At 48.2% G+C, this 16,306-nt stretch carries 10 protein-coding genes; 7 read left to right on the forward strand and 3 right to left on the reverse strand.

The features are described from left to right. Window positions 1-15: 15 nt before the first annotated feature. Complete coding sequence (gene gltB / locus TRNA_RS32210; protein WP_011198030.1) at window positions 16-4,581, reverse strand: glutamate synthase large subunit; 4,566 nt, start codon at window positions 4,579-4,581, stop codon at window positions 16-18. Window positions 4,582-4,729: 148 nt separating this feature from the next. On the opposite strand from gltB, the gene TRNA_RS32215 reads away from it, so the two are divergent. Further along, window positions 4,730-5,632 carry a LysR family transcriptional regulator gene (locus TRNA_RS32215; protein WP_009328121.1) on the forward strand — a complete coding sequence of 301 codons (903 nt, stop codon included), beginning with the start codon at window positions 4,730-4,732 and terminating at the stop codon, window positions 5,630-5,632. Between the two features lie 137 nt (window positions 5,633-5,769). Next, on the forward strand, window positions 5,770-5,982 hold the full coding sequence (locus TRNA_RS32220; protein WP_016885413.1) for a hypothetical protein: 213 nt from the start codon (window positions 5,770-5,772) through the stop codon (window positions 5,980-5,982). 55 nt (window positions 5,983-6,037) lie between these two features. Here the strand turns inward: TRNA_RS32220 and TRNA_RS32225 are convergent, their stop codons facing one another. Continuing rightward, window positions 6,038-7,966, reverse strand: a complete 1,929-nt coding sequence (locus TRNA_RS32225) for a di-heme oxidoredictase family protein (protein ID WP_009328120.1) — start codon at window positions 7,964-7,966, stop codon at window positions 6,038-6,040. A 130-nt stretch (window positions 7,967-8,096) separates the two neighbouring features. Between TRNA_RS32225 and TRNA_RS32230 the strand changes: the two genes are divergently transcribed. From TRNA_RS32230 to TRNA_RS32250, 5 genes are all read left to right on the forward strand, one after another. Next, on the forward strand, window positions 8,097-9,671 hold the full coding sequence (locus tag TRNA_RS32230; protein ID WP_003182488.1) for an alkaline phosphatase family protein: 1,575 nt from the start codon (window positions 8,097-8,099) through the stop codon (window positions 9,669-9,671). A gap of 139 nt (window positions 9,672-9,810) precedes the next feature. Continuing rightward, a complete protein-coding gene (locus TRNA_RS32235; protein ID WP_009328118.1) occupies window positions 9,811-10,284 on the forward strand; it encodes a MarR family winged helix-turn-helix transcriptional regulator in 474 nt (157 codons plus the stop codon). Further along, on the forward strand, window positions 10,281-12,008 hold the full coding sequence (locus tag TRNA_RS32240) for an ABC transporter ATP-binding protein (RefSeq protein WP_003182490.1): 1,728 nt from the start codon (window positions 10,281-10,283) through the stop codon (window positions 12,006-12,008). Before TRNA_RS32235 ends, TRNA_RS32240 begins: the two co-directional genes overlap by 4 nt. Next, window positions 12,005-13,828 (forward strand): ABC transporter ATP-binding protein, encoded by a 1,824-nt coding sequence (locus TRNA_RS32245; RefSeq protein ID WP_003182492.1) that lies wholly within the window; start codon window positions 12,005-12,007, stop codon window positions 13,826-13,828. Before TRNA_RS32240 ends, TRNA_RS32245 begins: the two co-directional genes overlap by 4 nt. Before the next feature lie 233 nt (window positions 13,829-14,061). After that, on the forward strand, window positions 14,062-15,276 hold the full coding sequence (locus TRNA_RS32250) for a cytochrome P450 (protein ID WP_003182494.1): 1,215 nt from the start codon (window positions 14,062-14,064) through the stop codon (window positions 15,274-15,276). 48 nt (window positions 15,277-15,324) lie between these two features. Here TRNA_RS32250 and TRNA_RS32255 read toward each other — a convergent pair whose 3' ends face one another. Further along, window positions 15,325-16,041 carry a 3-ketoacyl-ACP reductase gene (locus TRNA_RS32255; protein WP_003182496.1) on the reverse strand — a complete coding sequence of 239 codons (717 nt, stop codon included), beginning with the start codon at window positions 16,039-16,041 and terminating at the stop codon, window positions 15,325-15,327. Window positions 16,042-16,306 lie beyond the last annotated feature (265 nt).

Here is a 16,306-nt window from a genome sequence, read left to right on the forward strand (position 1 = left end):
TTCCCCTCCCCTTTCTTACTGTGCCACCGCTTCTTTTGATGAAGCAGCCGCAGATGGTTCAATCTTTTGTTTCGTACCGGCTTCAAACGCGTACATCAACGCTTCTTCATCAGACAAGCCGGCTTCTTTCTGCTCTTTAATCCGCTCTATCATTTGCTTGAAGTCTTTCGGAATCACTTTCACAAACCGACCGACGGCCTCTTCCCAATGATCCAGTATCGAAGCTGCTTTTGAGCTTTCGGTATATTTGTAATGGTTTTCGATCATCGTTTTCAGTTCAGCGATTTCCTCAGGTGCTTCAAGTGTTTCAAACTCGATCATTTCAGGATTGCATTTCCGTTTAAAGGCTTTTTTGTCTTCGGCGTATACGTAGGCGATTCCGCCTGACATGCCTGCGGCAAAGTTTTTGCCGACGTCTCCGAGAATGGCGACGCGCCCGCCGGTCATGTATTCGCATCCATGGTCGCCGATGCCTTCAACGACAACGCTGACTCCGCTGTTTCTGACGGCAAACCGTTCGCCCGCGAGTCCGTTAATATAAGCTTCTCCGCTTGTAGCGCCGTAAAACGCGACGTTTCCGACAATAACATTTTCACGGAATGCAGGGTTGAATTCGTCAGGCGCTTTGACGGCGATTTTTCCGCCTGAAAGACCTTTGCCGATGTAATCATTGGCATCTCCTGTCAAATACATCGTCATTCCTTTTGGTACGAACGCTCCAAAGCTTTGCCCCGCTGAACCTGTGAATCGGAGCGTAATCGTATCTTCAGGGAGACCTTCTTCGCCGTAGCGCTTAGAAATTTCGCTTCCGGTTATGGCTCCTGTTACACGGTTGATGTTGCGGATTTCAAAAGACGCTTCTACAGGCGTACCGTTTTCAACAGCTGACTGCACGGCCGGTAAGATTTGCGTAACATCGAGCGATTCATCGATTTTATGGTTTTGCGGCGTACGGAATGTACGTGTGCCTTCCGGCTGGTAAAGCAGGCTTGATAAATCGAGCTGACCCGCTTTCCAATGCGCTTTGGCCCGTTCGCTGACACGCAGGACATCCGTGCGGCCCACCATTTCATCAACCGTTCTGAAACCGAGCTGGGCCATCAATTCGCGAACTTCTTCTGCGACAAAGAGCATGTAATTCACGATGTGATCTGGATCGCCCATGAACTTTTTGCGAAGCTCAGGGTTTTGCGTCGCTACCCCGACAGGGCACGTATCCAAATGGCAGGCTCTCATCATGACGCAGCCGAGAACAACGAGCGGTGCCGTTGCAAAACCGAATTCTTCGGCTCCTAAAAGCGCAGCCATGACAACGTCTCTGCCCGTCATTAATTTTCCGTCTGTTTCCAATACGACGCGTTCGCGCAAACCGTTCATCATCAGTGTTTGATGAGCTTCTGCGAGTCCAAGCTCCCATGGGAGGCCGGTATGCTTAATACTTGTTTTCGGTGATGCTCCAGTGCCCCCGTCATAGCCGCTGATGACGATGACATCGGCCGTCGCTTTGGCGACTCCGGCTGCAATCGTGCCTACTCCGGCTTTAGCGACAAGCTTTACGCTGATCCGTGCATCGCGGTTGGCGTTTTTCAAATCATGAATCAGCTGCGCCAAATCTTCAATCGAGTAGATATCGTGGTGCGGCGGCGGTGAAATCAAGCCGACCCCAGGCGTAGATCCGCGTACATTGGCAACCCATGGATACACTTTGTTGCCAGGGAGCTGTCCGCCTTCCCCCGGTTTTGCACCCTGCGCCATCTTAATTTGCAGCTCGTCGGCATTGACGAGATAGTGGCTTTTCACACCGAAACGGCCTGAAGCGATTTGCTTGATCGCGCTGCGGCGGTTATCACCATTGGCGTCAGGCGTAAAGCGCGCCGGATCTTCTCCGCCTTCCCCGCTGTTGCTTTTTCCTCCGAGACGGTTCATTGCAATCGCCAGCGCTTCATGGGCTTCCTTGCTTAAAGAGCCGAATGACATCGCCCCTGTTTTAAAGCGGCGTACAATTGATTCAGCGGATTCGACTTCTTCAAGCGGCAGCGGCTTCCGGTTTTCATCAAACGAGAAGAGGTTGCGGAGAAAACCGATTCTTTCTTCATCAGCCGCTTTCGAATATTGTTTAAACAGGCTGTAATCACCTTTGCGGCAGGCCCATTGCAGCGTGTGAATCGTTTTCGGATTAAAAGCGTGGTGTTCCCCGCCTTTTCTCCATTGAAAATCGCTACCAGAATCAAGCGTTTCACTGAATGTATCTTCATAAGCTTCCCTGTGGCGGCGCTTCGCTTCTTCGGCAATCGTGTCCAAACCGATTCCGCCGAGCTGTGAAGCCGTTCCTGTGAAATAGCTGTCTATGACGTCCTTGCTGATTCCGACCGCTTCAAAAATCTGTGCGCCCCTGTAGCTTTGGACTGTGGAAATACCCATTTTTGACATCACTTTTACGACGCCTTCTGTCACGCTTTTGCTGTATTTTGTTACAGCTTCTTCATAACTGATGGAGAGCGCTCCGTCTTCAATCGCCTGCTTGTATGTCGCATATGTGAGGTACGGATGAATGGCATCCGCTCCGTAGCCGATCAAGGCGGCAAAATGATGAACTTCGCGCGCTTCACCCGATTGGGCGATAATGCTGACTTTTGTGCGCTTTCCTGCACGGACCAAATATTGATGCAAGGCACTGACGGCTAGCAGCGCAGGAATCGGCGCTTTTTGACCGTCCATTTTGCGGTCGGATAAGATAAGGAGTGTCACGCCTTCGGCGATCGCTCTGTCCGCTTCTTTAAACATATCTTCGAGTCCGCTCTTCAAGTCGTCTGTAAAGAGCGTGTGAATCGTCTTGCTTTTGAAATCTTTGTGTACAAGCCCCTTTAAAGAATTGAACTGCGCGTTCGTCAAGACCGGTGTATACAATTTAATCCGGCGGCAGCTGCTTTCGTTCGGATGGAGAATATCGCCTTCCGCTCCGAGCCATGTCAATGTCGATGTGACGATCTGCTCGCGGATTGCATCAATCGGCGGATTGGTAACCTGTGCAAACAGCTGTTTAAAATAGTTGAACAGCGATTGCGGACGGTCTGACAACACCGCCAGCGGGACATCGTGACCCATTGAACCGAGCGGGTCTTTGCCTTCTGTAATGACAGGAATTAAATACTTGTGAATATCTTCGTACGTAAAACCGAATGCTTTCTGGCGGGTCAGCAGATCAGGCACAGATTTTTCTTCGGTTTCCTCAATGTCGTTTGAGACATGAACCAGTTCTTTACTGAGCCATTCCTGGTACGGAAACTCTCCGGCGATTTCGGATTTGACTTCTTCATCGGAGATAATACGTCCTTCTTCAAGATCAACAAGCAGCATTTTTCCGGGATCCAGCCGGTCTTTATATAAAATGTTTTCCTGTTCGACATCAATTACGCCGACTTCGGAAGAAAAAATAAGGTAGTCGTCTTTAGTGACATAATAGCGAGCGGGTCTGAGTCCGTTCCGGTCTAAAATGGCTCCGATCTGTTTTCCGTTTGTAAAAGAAATCGCAGTCGGGCCGTCCCAAGGCTCCATTAAAGAGCTGTGATATTCGTAAAATGCCTTCTTTTCTTTTGACATGTACGGGTTCTCGTTCCACGGCTCCGGAATCAGCATCATTGCAGCATGGGCCGGCTTTCTTCCAGCCAGTACAAAGAATTCAAAAGCGTTATCCAGTATCGAGGAGTCGCTTCCATTTTCATCGAGAATCGGCAAAACCTTCGGCAAGTCTTCACCGAACGCTTCAGAAACAAACTGCTGCTCCCTCGCTTTCATCCAGTTCATATTGCCGCGCAGCGTATTGATTTCCCCGTTGTGGATCAAATAACGGTTCGGGTGCGCCCTTTCCCAGCTCGGAAACGTGTTTGTGCTGAAACGGGAGTGAACCAAAGAAAAAGCCGAGACGAAGTCCTCGTCTTGCAAATCTTCATAGAAGGCATCAACCTGCTCGGGCGTTAAAAGACCTTTATATACGATGGTATTGCTCGAGAGGCTGACGAAATAGAACGTTTTCTCGTGTTCTTTTGCCCAATTTTCGGCCTGTTTGCGAATGATGTACAACTTGCGTTCAAATGCCAAATTGTCTTTCAGCGCTTCATTTGCTCCGATAAATACCTGGCGGACGACTGGCGCGCTTTCTTGTGCGACTGTTCCGATTTTTCCGACATTTACAGGTGCAGTTCGCCAGCCGAGTACCGTCTGCCCTTCCTGTTCGATCAGCTCGTTAATGCGCGCTTCGGATTTTTCGCGCCCGCTGTCGTCTTTCGAAAAGAAGATCATCCCGACGCCGTAGCGTCCTTTTTCAGGCAAGTTGAAATCGGCGCAGACTTTTTTAAAAAAAGCATCCGGAATCTGCATCATGATGCCTGCCCCGTCTCCGGTATGCGGGTCACTGCCCTGACCGCCCCGGTGGTCCAATTGGCAAAGCATTTGCAATCCTTTTTTGACAATATCATGAGTAGGAAGGCCCTTCAAATGAGCATAAAGGCCGATTCCGCATGCATCATGTTCAAATTCAGGACGGTAGAGACCTTGTGCCTTTGGTAGTTGATTATAAGTCATTGTTCCTCTCCCCCGTTCATTTTTCCCGTTTGTCCCCGGTCATAAAATCTTACAAACTCTAATCCTATTGTAGGTTTTCAAATCTATACAAACAATATATAATTTAGATTAAAACTATCTCATTTTGAGATTAGCAGGTGAAACAACGATGGAATTACGCCAATTGCATTACTTTATGGAAGTTGCGGAAAGAGAGCATGTATCGGAAGCGGCCATGCACCTTCATGTCGCTCAGTCGGCGATCAGCAGGCAGATCGCCAATCTAGAGGAAGAGCTCGGCGTTGATTTGTTTGAGCGCGAAGGCCGGAATGTGAAGCTGACTCCGATTGGGAGGCAGTTTTTAGACCATATTAAAACGGCGATGAAAGCGATCGATTTTGCGAAGGAACAAATCGACGAGTATTTGGACCCGAATCGCGGGACCGTTAAAATCGGTTTCCCGACAAGCCTTGCGGGCCAGTTCCTCCCGACCGTCATTTCCGCTTTTAAAGAGGAGCATCCTAATGTCGCTTTTCTTTTAAGACAGGGATCTTATAAATTTTTAATCGAAGCGGTGAAAAACAGGGATATCGATTTGGCTTTTCTCGGTCCCGTCCCGTCAAACATTGCCGAGATTAAAGGAGACATTTTGTTTTCGGAGAGCCTTCTGGCGCTCGTGCCGGTCAATCATCCGTTGTCAGGCCAGAAAAGTCTTCATCTCGGCGATCTCAGAAATGATCAGTATGTGCTGTTTCCTGACGGGTACATTCTCCGAAAAATGGCTGTTGACGCATGCAAGCAAGTCGGATATACGCCTAAAATTTCCTCGGAGGGCGAAGATTTGGATGCGATCAAAGGGCTTGTTTCTGCTGATATGGGGGTGACGCTTTTGCCGGAAAGCGCCTTTAATGAAACGGCACCCCGTTTTACAAAGAAGATTCCGATTGATTATCCGCAGGTAAAGCGCACGGTCGGGATCATCACCCCTAAAAACAGGGAGCTTTCCCCTTCTGCAAAAGTCTTTTATCAGTTCGTAAAGAAGTTTTTTTCTCGCCTTCAGCAATATCAATAACAGTCTTGCAACGAAATCAGCCGGGCGCAAAAGCTTGGCTGATTTTATTTTATCATAAATAAAGATAAATGTCTGAATTTTCTGCCCTTTATTGTTTGCGGCCGTGTCTCTTCTATTATAATGAGCGCGTCTTACAGATGTATGTTCATCCCTGTTTTATCAAATGGTTTGCCCTTCTTTACATTGCGCTTAACGCAGCTCATGAAGGTCTCCTCTCTTGGAACGGACATGCCGCACCGGCCGCAGCCGTTGCCGGCCTTGGGCTTGTCAAAACAGCTGAAGCAAAAGGCGGGTTGCATCCGCGCTGCTCCGTTACAAGGACAGAAAAGGCGATCATCTTCCGGGTTTAAGCGCCGCCGCGGTGACGAGGTTTTAAAAAAGCCGCCAGTCAGGCGGCTTTTCTTTTCATTTTATTTCTTGCTTTTCAGGCATATCGGCATGGATTAAATAATGGATCAACGCTTTTTGCTCCTGTTTGGAAAAGCCGCTTTTGGCGTCGATCCAAAATTCATGCCCTTTGCCGGTTACTCTGACTGCTTTTAAGTCGGGCGATTCCGAATTGCTTTTGATGACCTTCTGTCTTAAGTCTCTGTCGATCATCGCCAATAAACTGTTATAAGGGTTCGCCGGCTTACCTTTGATAATCGTCTTTGGTATGCCTGTTTCTTTCAATGAGCTCCCAACTGCAACCCCTCCGTCGTGCAAATAAGGAGCGCGCCAGTAAACGCCAATCAGACTCGGCACTTTATACCCGCCTTTGGAATCACCCTGCGCCCACGAAAGCTTGATCTGTTCGGGGTCAAATCCGGCTGTCGGGACTTTCAGAACCTCCGGCTTGCGCGGCAGAGGCACCGGTGTGTCAGGCGAATGGACAAGGCTTTTCCCGAATATGCTTTCTGCTTTCTTAAAAGACTGCGCCCTTGTCGGCTCGGTCCCGATCGTTTCAGCCGAGATGACCTTGTTGTTCGTCAAATACCGGCCGGCATGACAGGATATGCAGCCTGCTTGTTCAAAAACGCGCCTGCCGCGCCTGATGGTTTGGCCGTCGGTTTTTTGCCGCGGTTCAGGCGGTCTAAGTGTATTTTGCCAGGCAGACACAGCGTTGTTTTCTTCATTTACATTTCGTCCGGGCGAGCTCACATGCACGCCGTCGGGCGCCGCCAGAGTGATTTTAGGAAAGCTCGGCGGCTTGACCATTTGGTTGACGCCCGGTACTCCGGGAGTGGGGTCTGCTTTTTTGAAAAACGCGGTCGGACTTTCCCCTTTTTTCGGCTGATACCTGTATGTTGAGGCGGGAGCCCTTTGCAGGATCGTCCCGATATAAACATCTTCGCTCATTCCGAAAAGCGCCCGGCTTGCCGGAGATTGTGAGAGGCTGTCCGAATTTTGCGCATGAACATTATTGCTGAACACAGTCAAGCCTTTAAACGGCCCGGCCATTGCCACACCGCTCCAGCTGTACGGATGGTCGCCCAATGTATAGGCATCTGGAATCTGCGTGGGATTGCTTTTCATATCGATCGTTGAATCGAAAAAACCTCTCGGCCACTTCAGGAAAATACGATCGACTGCATCTTCGAGGCGGTCCGGATCGGGGAGGCGTTCTTTTTTGCCGTTTCTTGCGGTGATCACAGGGCTTTTATCATTCATAAATTGTTTAATATTATGAATTTCGGCATGTGTAAAATATGCAGCTGAGTTCGTCGCCAGCGCCAGCATCAGCCCTGTATTTAAATCTGAGTTTGTCACGCCTTCCATCACCTTCATCGTTTTCGAATCAACTGTGGCGTGGCAGGCCGCACAGCTGATGCCGGCTTTGATTTTTCCGTCAGCGTATTTAAAAGGCATGCCAAGGGGCGCGTATGCCCCTTTTGCAACATCAATGCCGGTGTCGATCTTCTCGCCTTTTTTAAAGGTTTTCCCGCCGACCTTAACCGTTTCCGCCAATTCGATGCGCAAGTTTGTCGTCCCTTTCCCTTTCAATCCAGCAATGGCTTTCGTCATGTTGGCAGCTGTAATGGGACCGTCAAGCAGTCCGACGATATCCGTCAAAAACACCTCGTTTCCGAATGTTTCCTTATAAAATGTCTCACGTCCCAAGTCAAGAAGGCGGTCATCAACCTTTACAGCTCCCTCCCCTGCGGACGCGGGCTTATCCGGTGTAAATGCCCCCCATAAATCGTATCCGTGCAATCGTTTTTCTTTTGAGATGACTTTTTCTTTAGGAGGCATATAGGCATATTCCGGTTCAAGGTGTCTGACCGTGAAATAGCCAATAACGGCTAAAATTGCGATGATAGCAATTGCGGCTAACCACTTATGTTTATTCATCATTTTCCCTCCTTTCTAATTGAATAGGCTTCCCAAGAGCTGGCGTAATTCATTTAGAACCTATTACCAGCTATAACTTCCGGCGCCCCATGCCAGAATATGCATACAATGGGATTAAAGGAATGAGGCCATTTTGAAAAAGCTAAGCATTGTACTTGTCATTTTCATATGTGCGCTGGTTTCATTCATCATATGGCTGAATGCCGGGGATGAAAAATTGGGGCTCTCAGATGAAGAAGCAGAGGCCGTCAAACCCTCTAAAAAACCGGTCATTGTCCTGATCATCGACTCTTTGATGGATCAGCCTTTGAAAAAAGCGATTCAAGAAGGCCGCGCTCCGGCATTAAAATTCTTTCTTGAAAACGGTCATTATGAACCTGAAGTGGCGAGCGCGTATCCGACCATGTCGGTCGCGATTGACAGCACGCTGCTCACCGGAACTTATCCGAATATCCACCGCGTTCCCGGGCTTGTCTGGTATAATCAGGCTGGACAGAGAATTGTGAATTACGGGAGCGATAAAAAAGAAATCGCCGCGCTCGGCCTCAAACAAACGATCGAAGACGGGATATATTCTCTCAATCACCGCCATTTAAACCGAAAGGTGACAACGGTACATGAAGATTTGCAAAAGCAAGGAAAACAGTCGGCATCCATCAACGGGCTCATATACAGGGGACCTGACCGCCGCGAATTAAACATACCGCCCCCGCTCAAGAAGCTTAGACTGATGCCTGAACATATGACGGTAAACGGGCCGGCTCTTTTTTCGTACGGCCGCTTTGCCCAGCTTGATCCCGACAACTCCTACCACCATATTTGGCAGGGTTATGGCGTTAACGACAAGTTCACGGCGCAGGAAATGGCTTATTTGATTAAAAAGAGGAAGCTTCCTGCGCTGACTGTCGCCTACTTGCCCGATTTCGACCACGATGCACACAAAAAAGGCCCGAAGGATATGGAAGGCCTCGAAAAAATGGACCGTCAGCTGCAGCGTATATTGAATGCATATGATTCTTGGCGCGATGCGGCCGAAAAAGCGGTGTGGGTCGTCATGGGAGACGGCGGACAGACATCGATCGGACGCGATAAAGATAAGGCAGCCATCCGGCTCCATTCGCTTTTTAAAGGATATCGGATCGCTAAAATAAACGAAGGCCCAGATCGAAAAGACCAGCTTCTTTTTGCGGTAAACGACAGAATGGCATACATTTATGTAACGGATCAAAACACGCCGCTGCAAGATGCCGTCAATGAATTGAAAAAAGACGGACGGATCGCTTTCACAGCGTGGAAAAAAGACGGCTGGATATACGTCGATTCGAAGCGTTCCTTAAAACCGCTGCGGTTTCGTCCGCAAGGCGGTTATCAAGATCCTTACGGGCAGTCATGGACGATCAGCGGAGATTTTTCCTTATTGGACATTAAAACGGACGGTGCATCGATCATGTATGGCGATTACCCGGATGCTCTTGCCCGCCTGTACAGCGCCATGCATTCGCATCGCGGACGGTTTGTAATTGCCGATGCGAAACCCGGATTCCAATTTGCCGGAGAAAAGTCTCCCCTCCATTTTGGCGGAGGCGGCCATGGCTCACTTTATAAAACGGATAGCTTGGCTCCGATGATCATCGTCGGTTCCGAAGAAGTTCCGGCTCACCTTCGCCACCTTGAACTGAAGGATTTTTTAATGAAGCTCGTACAATGACCCGGTCATGTCATCAATGATCGGGTTTTTTCTTTTTTTCTAGGTTTCTTCTTTGACATTCTTTTGTTGTTCTATGTATGATAATACCGTGTTTTAGTTTATTTACTTAATTAATTAAAATGGAGAAGCAGGTGCTTTTATGAAACAAGATAAAGTCGGCCGCGAGACCGTTGAGCAGTTGATCGAAGCTTTCAACAGGCTGCGTTATGCGGAAATGAAACAGTCATTTCCTTCAGTTGAATGGAAAAAGACTGAGGCGAAAGCGCTGATGTTTTTAAATGAAGCAAACGGTGAAGGAAAAATGGCATCCGAAATCAGCCGCGCTTTGCATGTCACCTCCCCCTTCGTCACGCAGCTGTTGAACAGAATGGAAAAAAAAGGACTCGTTTTACGGCGCATAGATGAGGATGACAGGCGGATCGTCCGGATTTTTCTAACCGATGAAGGAAAAAAAGCGGCTGACGATGCGCTTAAAGGCCTGAACCGATGGTTCTTGCAGCTCTCGCGGTTTCTGGGCGAGGCTGAAAGCAGGCACTTCGCCGATCTGATTCATAAGCTGTCCGAGTTTATCGAACAAGGAGAAAAAACAAGTGAAAAGAAGGTTGAAAAATGATCTCACTCTTAAAATATTTAAAGCCCTATAAGCTGCAAGTGATTCTCGTCGCTGTTTTTACTTTGCTGAGCAGTGTGCTTGAGCTTTATTTGCCGACGTTGATGGCTGATGTCGTTGATGTCGGAATCGTAAACAGTGATATGCCATTTATTTTGAAAACCGGCGGCTGGATGATCGCCTGCTCCCTTCTGGCCATCATGATGACTGTCGGAAAAGCGTTTTTCGCTTCGAAAACAGCCCTCGGCTTTGGAAGAGATATCAGGCGCAAACTGTTTGTCAAAGTTGAACACCATTCAATGGATGAATTCGGAAAAATCAGTTCTGCTTCTCTCATTACCCGTACCACCAATGATGTCAAGCAGGTCCAAGATGTGCTCAACATGATGCTTTCATTGATGACGAGAGCGCCGTTAATGCTGGTCGGCGGTATTGTGCTTGCGGTTTCCAGAGATGCCAAGCTGTCGATTATATTTCTGGCCGCTCTCCCGATACTTGCAGGGCTGATTTTTCTCATTACAAGAAAAGCTGTCCCCTTATTCGGCGTCCTGCAAAAAAAGACGGATCGTCTCAACCTTGTTCTCAGGGAAGGTTTGACGGGCGTTCGTGTCATTCGCGCGTTTAACCGCGTTGATCAAGAAAAAGTCCGGTTTCAAAAAGCGAACGAAGAATTTCGCGATACAGGCATCGCCGTCAACAGAATCATGGCTTTTCTATTCCCTGTCATGATGATTATGATGAATTTCACGAACATCGCGATTATCTGGTTCGGAGGCATCCGCATCGATCAAGGCAGCATGCAGGTCGGGAACTTAATGGCTTTCCTTCAATATGCATCGATGATTCTAATTGCGCTGATCATGCTTGCGATGACATTCGTGATGATCCCAAGGGCTCAGGCATCTGCCGGCCGCATTAATGAAGTGCTGTTAACAGAGCCTTCGATTACCGATCCGAAAGAGCCGCAGAAAGACAGCGGCTTGCGCGGTTATGTTGAGTTTCAGAATGTGACTTTTCGTTATGCCGGGGCCGAAAAGCCCGTTCTCGAAGATATCTCGTTCAAGGCAAAGCCGGGTGAGACGACTGCGATCATCGGCAGCACAGGAGCGGGAAAAACGACGATTCTTCAATTGATCCCGAGATTTTTCGATATTGAAAAAGGAACTGTGCTAGTCAACGGAACAGATGTCAGAAAGATGGCGCAAAAGGAGCTTCGCGCGAAAATCGGCTATGTCCCGCAAAAAGCTTCAATATTCAGCGGGACGATTAAAGACAATATCCGCTTTGGCAAAGAAGATGCAACAGATGAAGAAATTCTGGAAGCACTTGAAACGGCACAGGCTGCCGAGTTTGTAGAAGGCAAGGAAAACGGAATTGAATCTGAAATCGAGCAGGCCGGAGCCAATCTTTCAGGCGGCCAGAAACAGCGGCTTTCCATCGCCAGGGCATTAGTCAGAAAACCGGAAATTTATTTATTTGACGACAGCTTTTCGGCGCTTGATTACAAAACGGATCAAAAGCTGAGAAAAGCGCTGAAGAAAACAACCGCTGATGCCGCCGTCATCATCGTTGCCCAAAGGGTAAGCACGATTACGGATGCGGATCAAATCATCGTTTTAAATGAAGGAAAAATAGCCGGCATCGGCACTCATCAACAATTGCTTGCTGAAAACGGCATTTACCAGGAAATCGTCGCATCACAGCAGGCTGAGGAGGAAAGCGCATGAGCCAACAACCAAAGCATCACGGCTCTATACCCAAAGGAATGCACAAGACAAAACCGAAAGAATTTAAAAAGACCCTTTTGAGATTGGCCCGCTATTTAAAACCGCGGACCTTCCAGCTGGTGCTCGTTGTCTTCGCTGCAATATTGGCGACATTATTTAATGTCATCAGTCCAAAACTTCTCGGGGACGCGACCTCTTCCCTTTTCGCAAGCTTTAAAGAAGGCACCGGTGTTCAATTCGGCTTTCTCGGCCGGATCACGCTGATCCTGGCAGGATTGTATCTGCTTTCTGCTTTGTTTACGTTCTTGCAGCATTACCTGATGGCCGGGGTAGCCCAGAAAACGATATACGAAATGCGCCAGGAAGTGAATGAAAAGCTGACGCGGCTCCCTTTAAAGTACTATGACAAGCATTCGCACGGCGACACGCTCAGCCGCGCCGTCAATGATATCGACAATATCAATACGTCATTGCAGCAGGCGCTGACGCAAATGATTACGTCTGTCATTACAATAGTCGGAATCATCGTCATGATGCTTTTGATCAGCCCTGTGCTGACGCTCGTCGTCTTCATCACGGTCCCGCTCAGCATGCTGGCCGTCCGATTCATTGCCTCATTTTCGCAGAAACACTTCGCCGCGCAGCAAAAAGAACTCGGCGACATCAACGGACACGTTGAAGAAATGTTTACGGGGCATCAGGAAGTAAAGGCATTCGGGCATGAAGAAAAAGCGATTCAGCAATTCGATGAAGTAAATGAGCGTCTTTACCAGTCAGGCTGGAAAGCGCAGTTTATTTCCGGTCTGATGATGCCGATGATGACATTCATCGGCAACCTCGGCTATGTGTTTGTCAGCATAACCGGCGGTATTTTCGTTCTTAACGGCACCCTTTTGATCGGAGGCGTGCAGGCTTTTATCCAATATACGCAGCAATTTTCCCAGCCGCTCGTTCAAGCTGCCGGAATCGCGAATACAATCCAATCGGCAATCGCATCCGCCGAAAGGGTGTTCAGTCTTTTGGACGAAGAAGAAGAAACCGGGGAGACGCCGGCTTCCATCGATACCGGCAAATTAAAAGGCGATGTATCGTTTGAACATGTCGCCTTCGGTTATGATAAAAACGTTCCGGTCATCCGCGACTTAAGCCTTCACGCCAAAGAAGGCCAGACGATTGCGATCGTCGGACCGACCGGCGCTGGAAAAACGACGATCATCAATTTGCTGATGCGTTTTTATGAACTAAACAAAGGCAGCATCAAGGTCGGCGGCACAGATATCAGCGAGCTGTCGCGCGAACAGGCGAGAAGCATGTTTGCGATGGTGTTACAGGACACATGGCTGTTCAACGGCACCATCCGGGAAAACATCGCTTACGGGCGTGAAGGCGCGACCGAAGAAGACATCATCAGAGCGGCAAAAGGCGCCTATGCCGACGATTTTATCCGCACCTTGCCGGACGGCTATGATACGGTACTTGGCGAAGATGCCCAAAACATCTCGCAAGGGCAACGGCAGCTCTTAACGATCGCGAGAGCCATTTTAGCTGATCCGAAGATTTTAATATTAGATGAAGCGACAAGCAGTGTCGACACCCGGACGGAAATGAATATTCAAAAAGCGATGAACAAACTGATGGCCAACCGTACGAGCTTTGTTATCGCCCACCGTCTTTCTACCATTAAAGATGCCGACATGATTCTTGTGATGAAAAACGGAGATATTATTGAAAAAGGCAGCCACGAAGAGCTGCTCCGCAAGAACGGATTTTATGCCGATTTGTATAACAGCCAGTTCTCCCGGGAAGAAGCCGTCAGCTAACATTGAGGCCGCACCTGATCAGGTGCGGCCTCTTTTTTCATCCATCTCTTTAGCTGATATTCCCGCTTTTTTAAGCATACCTCGCCTTTTTTCCTTTTTTAGATCCGATACTTTCGGCCAATTGACAATTTTTTCATTGTATGTCCGTTGAAACCGTTATAAAAATAGTGATAACGTTAAGATTGAACCGGCTCATAAAGTATAAACGTTTCATTTAAAGGAGAGAGTTGACTGTGGCAAATTCAAATTCACTTCAATCAAGCAAGCATTATGCCAATTGGATTCCGATGAAAGAAATCAGCTCGAGTAATGACCGGCTGTTTCCGTTTCCGATTTATAACCGGATCAGAAAGACGTCTCCTGTGCGTTACGATGATGAGCGAAAATGCTTTGATATCTTTTCTTATGAAGACGTTCAATTCGTGTTAAAAAACCCGAAGCTCTTCTCTTCAAAACGCGGCGGTAATATGGAAGGAAAAAGTATATTAACAATGGACCCGCCGAGACACACAAAAATGAGAGCCATCGTTAATAAAGCTTTTACGCCGAAAGCGGTGAAAGAGCTTGAACCGCATATCGAAGAAGTGACGGCTTTTTTATTTAACGAAGCGAAACAGAAAGAATTGTTTGATGTGGTGGACGACTTGGCTGCTCCTCTTCCCGTCATTATCATCGCTGAACTTTTAGGCGTTCCGGCTGAAGACCGCCTCATGTTTAAACATTATTCAGACATCCTTGTCGCAGGTGCGGAAGACCGCTCGGCTGAAGCCGCCGAACGGATGTACAAACGACGTGAAGAAGGCAATCGGTTTTTGGCGGATTATTTTAAAAACATTATCAAGCAGCGCAAAAAAGAGCCAAAAGACGACCTGATTTCGCTTTTACTGCGGGCGGAAGTTGACGGCAAATCGCTGACAGAAGAAGAACTGCTTCATTTTTGCATCATTCTTTTGGTCGCAGGCAATGAGACGACAACCAACTTGATCGCAAACAGCGTCCGCTATCTCACAGAAGATAAAATCACACAGGAAGCCGTAAGACAAGATCCGTCCCTCGTCCCTGTCTTTGTTGAAGAAATGCTGCGTTATTATCCGCCCGTGCAAGCGATCGGCCGCACGGCGGCAGAAGACGTTGATATCGGAGGCGTGAGGATTGCAAAGGGTTCTACAGTGATCAGCTGGGTCGCTTCAGCGAATCGTGACGAACTTAAGTTTGACGATCCTGACAGCTTCAAGCTTGATCGCAAATCAAACCCTCATATGAGCTTCGGCTTCGGCATCCATTTTTGCCTCGGCGCTCCCCTCGCCCGGCTTGAAGCGAAAGTCGCGCTCGATTACTTGCTGCGGCGCGCATACATGGAAAGGGACAGCTCTAAGGAGCTTGAAGCGATTCAAAGTCCGTTTGTTTTCGGCGTCCGCCATCTCCCCGTACAACTTTCACAAAAATAGCGCGAAAAAAAAGGACAGGCTGTTACAAACCTGTCCTTTCCCTGCTGTTTAAGGATTTGTAGACCACATGCCGGCTGATTTAATGAAAATGCGCGGATGCAGTTTGAGCTGGGCAACCATGTATTCCGCCAGATCTTCAGGCTGCATGACGCGTTCCGGATTGCCGTCTGTCAATTTTGAGTCGATTGCCAAATCCGTCGCAACCGTGCTTGGTGTAAGGGCGCTCACGCGGATATTGTGCTTTCTGACTTCCTGCATCAGCGATTCGGTCAGCCCGAGCACAGCGAACTTAGACGCACTGTAGGCGCTTGTGCCGGCTGCTCCCCTTTGGCCGGCTGTAGAAGAAATATTAATGATATCGCCGGCTTTTCTTTCAATCATTTCAGGCAGAACGGCGCGTGTTACATTGTAAACCCCCATCAGATTAACCTGGATAATATTTTCCCATTCTTCGGGAGATTGCTCAAGAAATCCTGCAAACCCGCCGATCCCGGCATTGTTAATGAGAATATCGATTTGTCCAAGCTCTTCTTTGACGGATTGGACTGCACGTTCTACAGCTGTTAAATCCTTTACGTCAGCTGCGGCTACAGATACTTTTACACCGAACGCCTTCAATTCCTCTGCCGCTTTTTCAAGATTCGCAGCTGTACGGCCGATAAGGCCGATATGTACGCCTTCTTTTGCGAGGGCAATCGCTGTGGCGCGGCCGATTCCTCTTCCCCCTCCTGTAATCAGAGCGGTTTTGTTTTGTAAGGATTGCATATGAAAAACTTCCTTTCTATTATGTATAGCACGTTTTAAATTATAGGAAAATAAAATACGCTTTTGCAAATATTACGACTTGCGAAGAATGAATGGCCGGTGCAGCTGGCACTAATCCGCAGGACGCATGAATTCAATTGCCCCTAAGTTATGTCGAATAGCAAACTTTTCCGGCCGACATCGAGGTTTTTTCTGCTCGCACGAGGAAAAGAAAAAAGAACCTGGTAATAACATCCAGGTTCTTTTGGTATTGCACAAAAACAGA

This window comes from Bacillus licheniformis DSM 13 = ATCC 14580 (assembly GCF_000011645.1).
Classification (GTDB): Bacteria; Bacillota; Bacilli; order Bacillales; family Bacillaceae; genus Bacillus; species Bacillus licheniformis.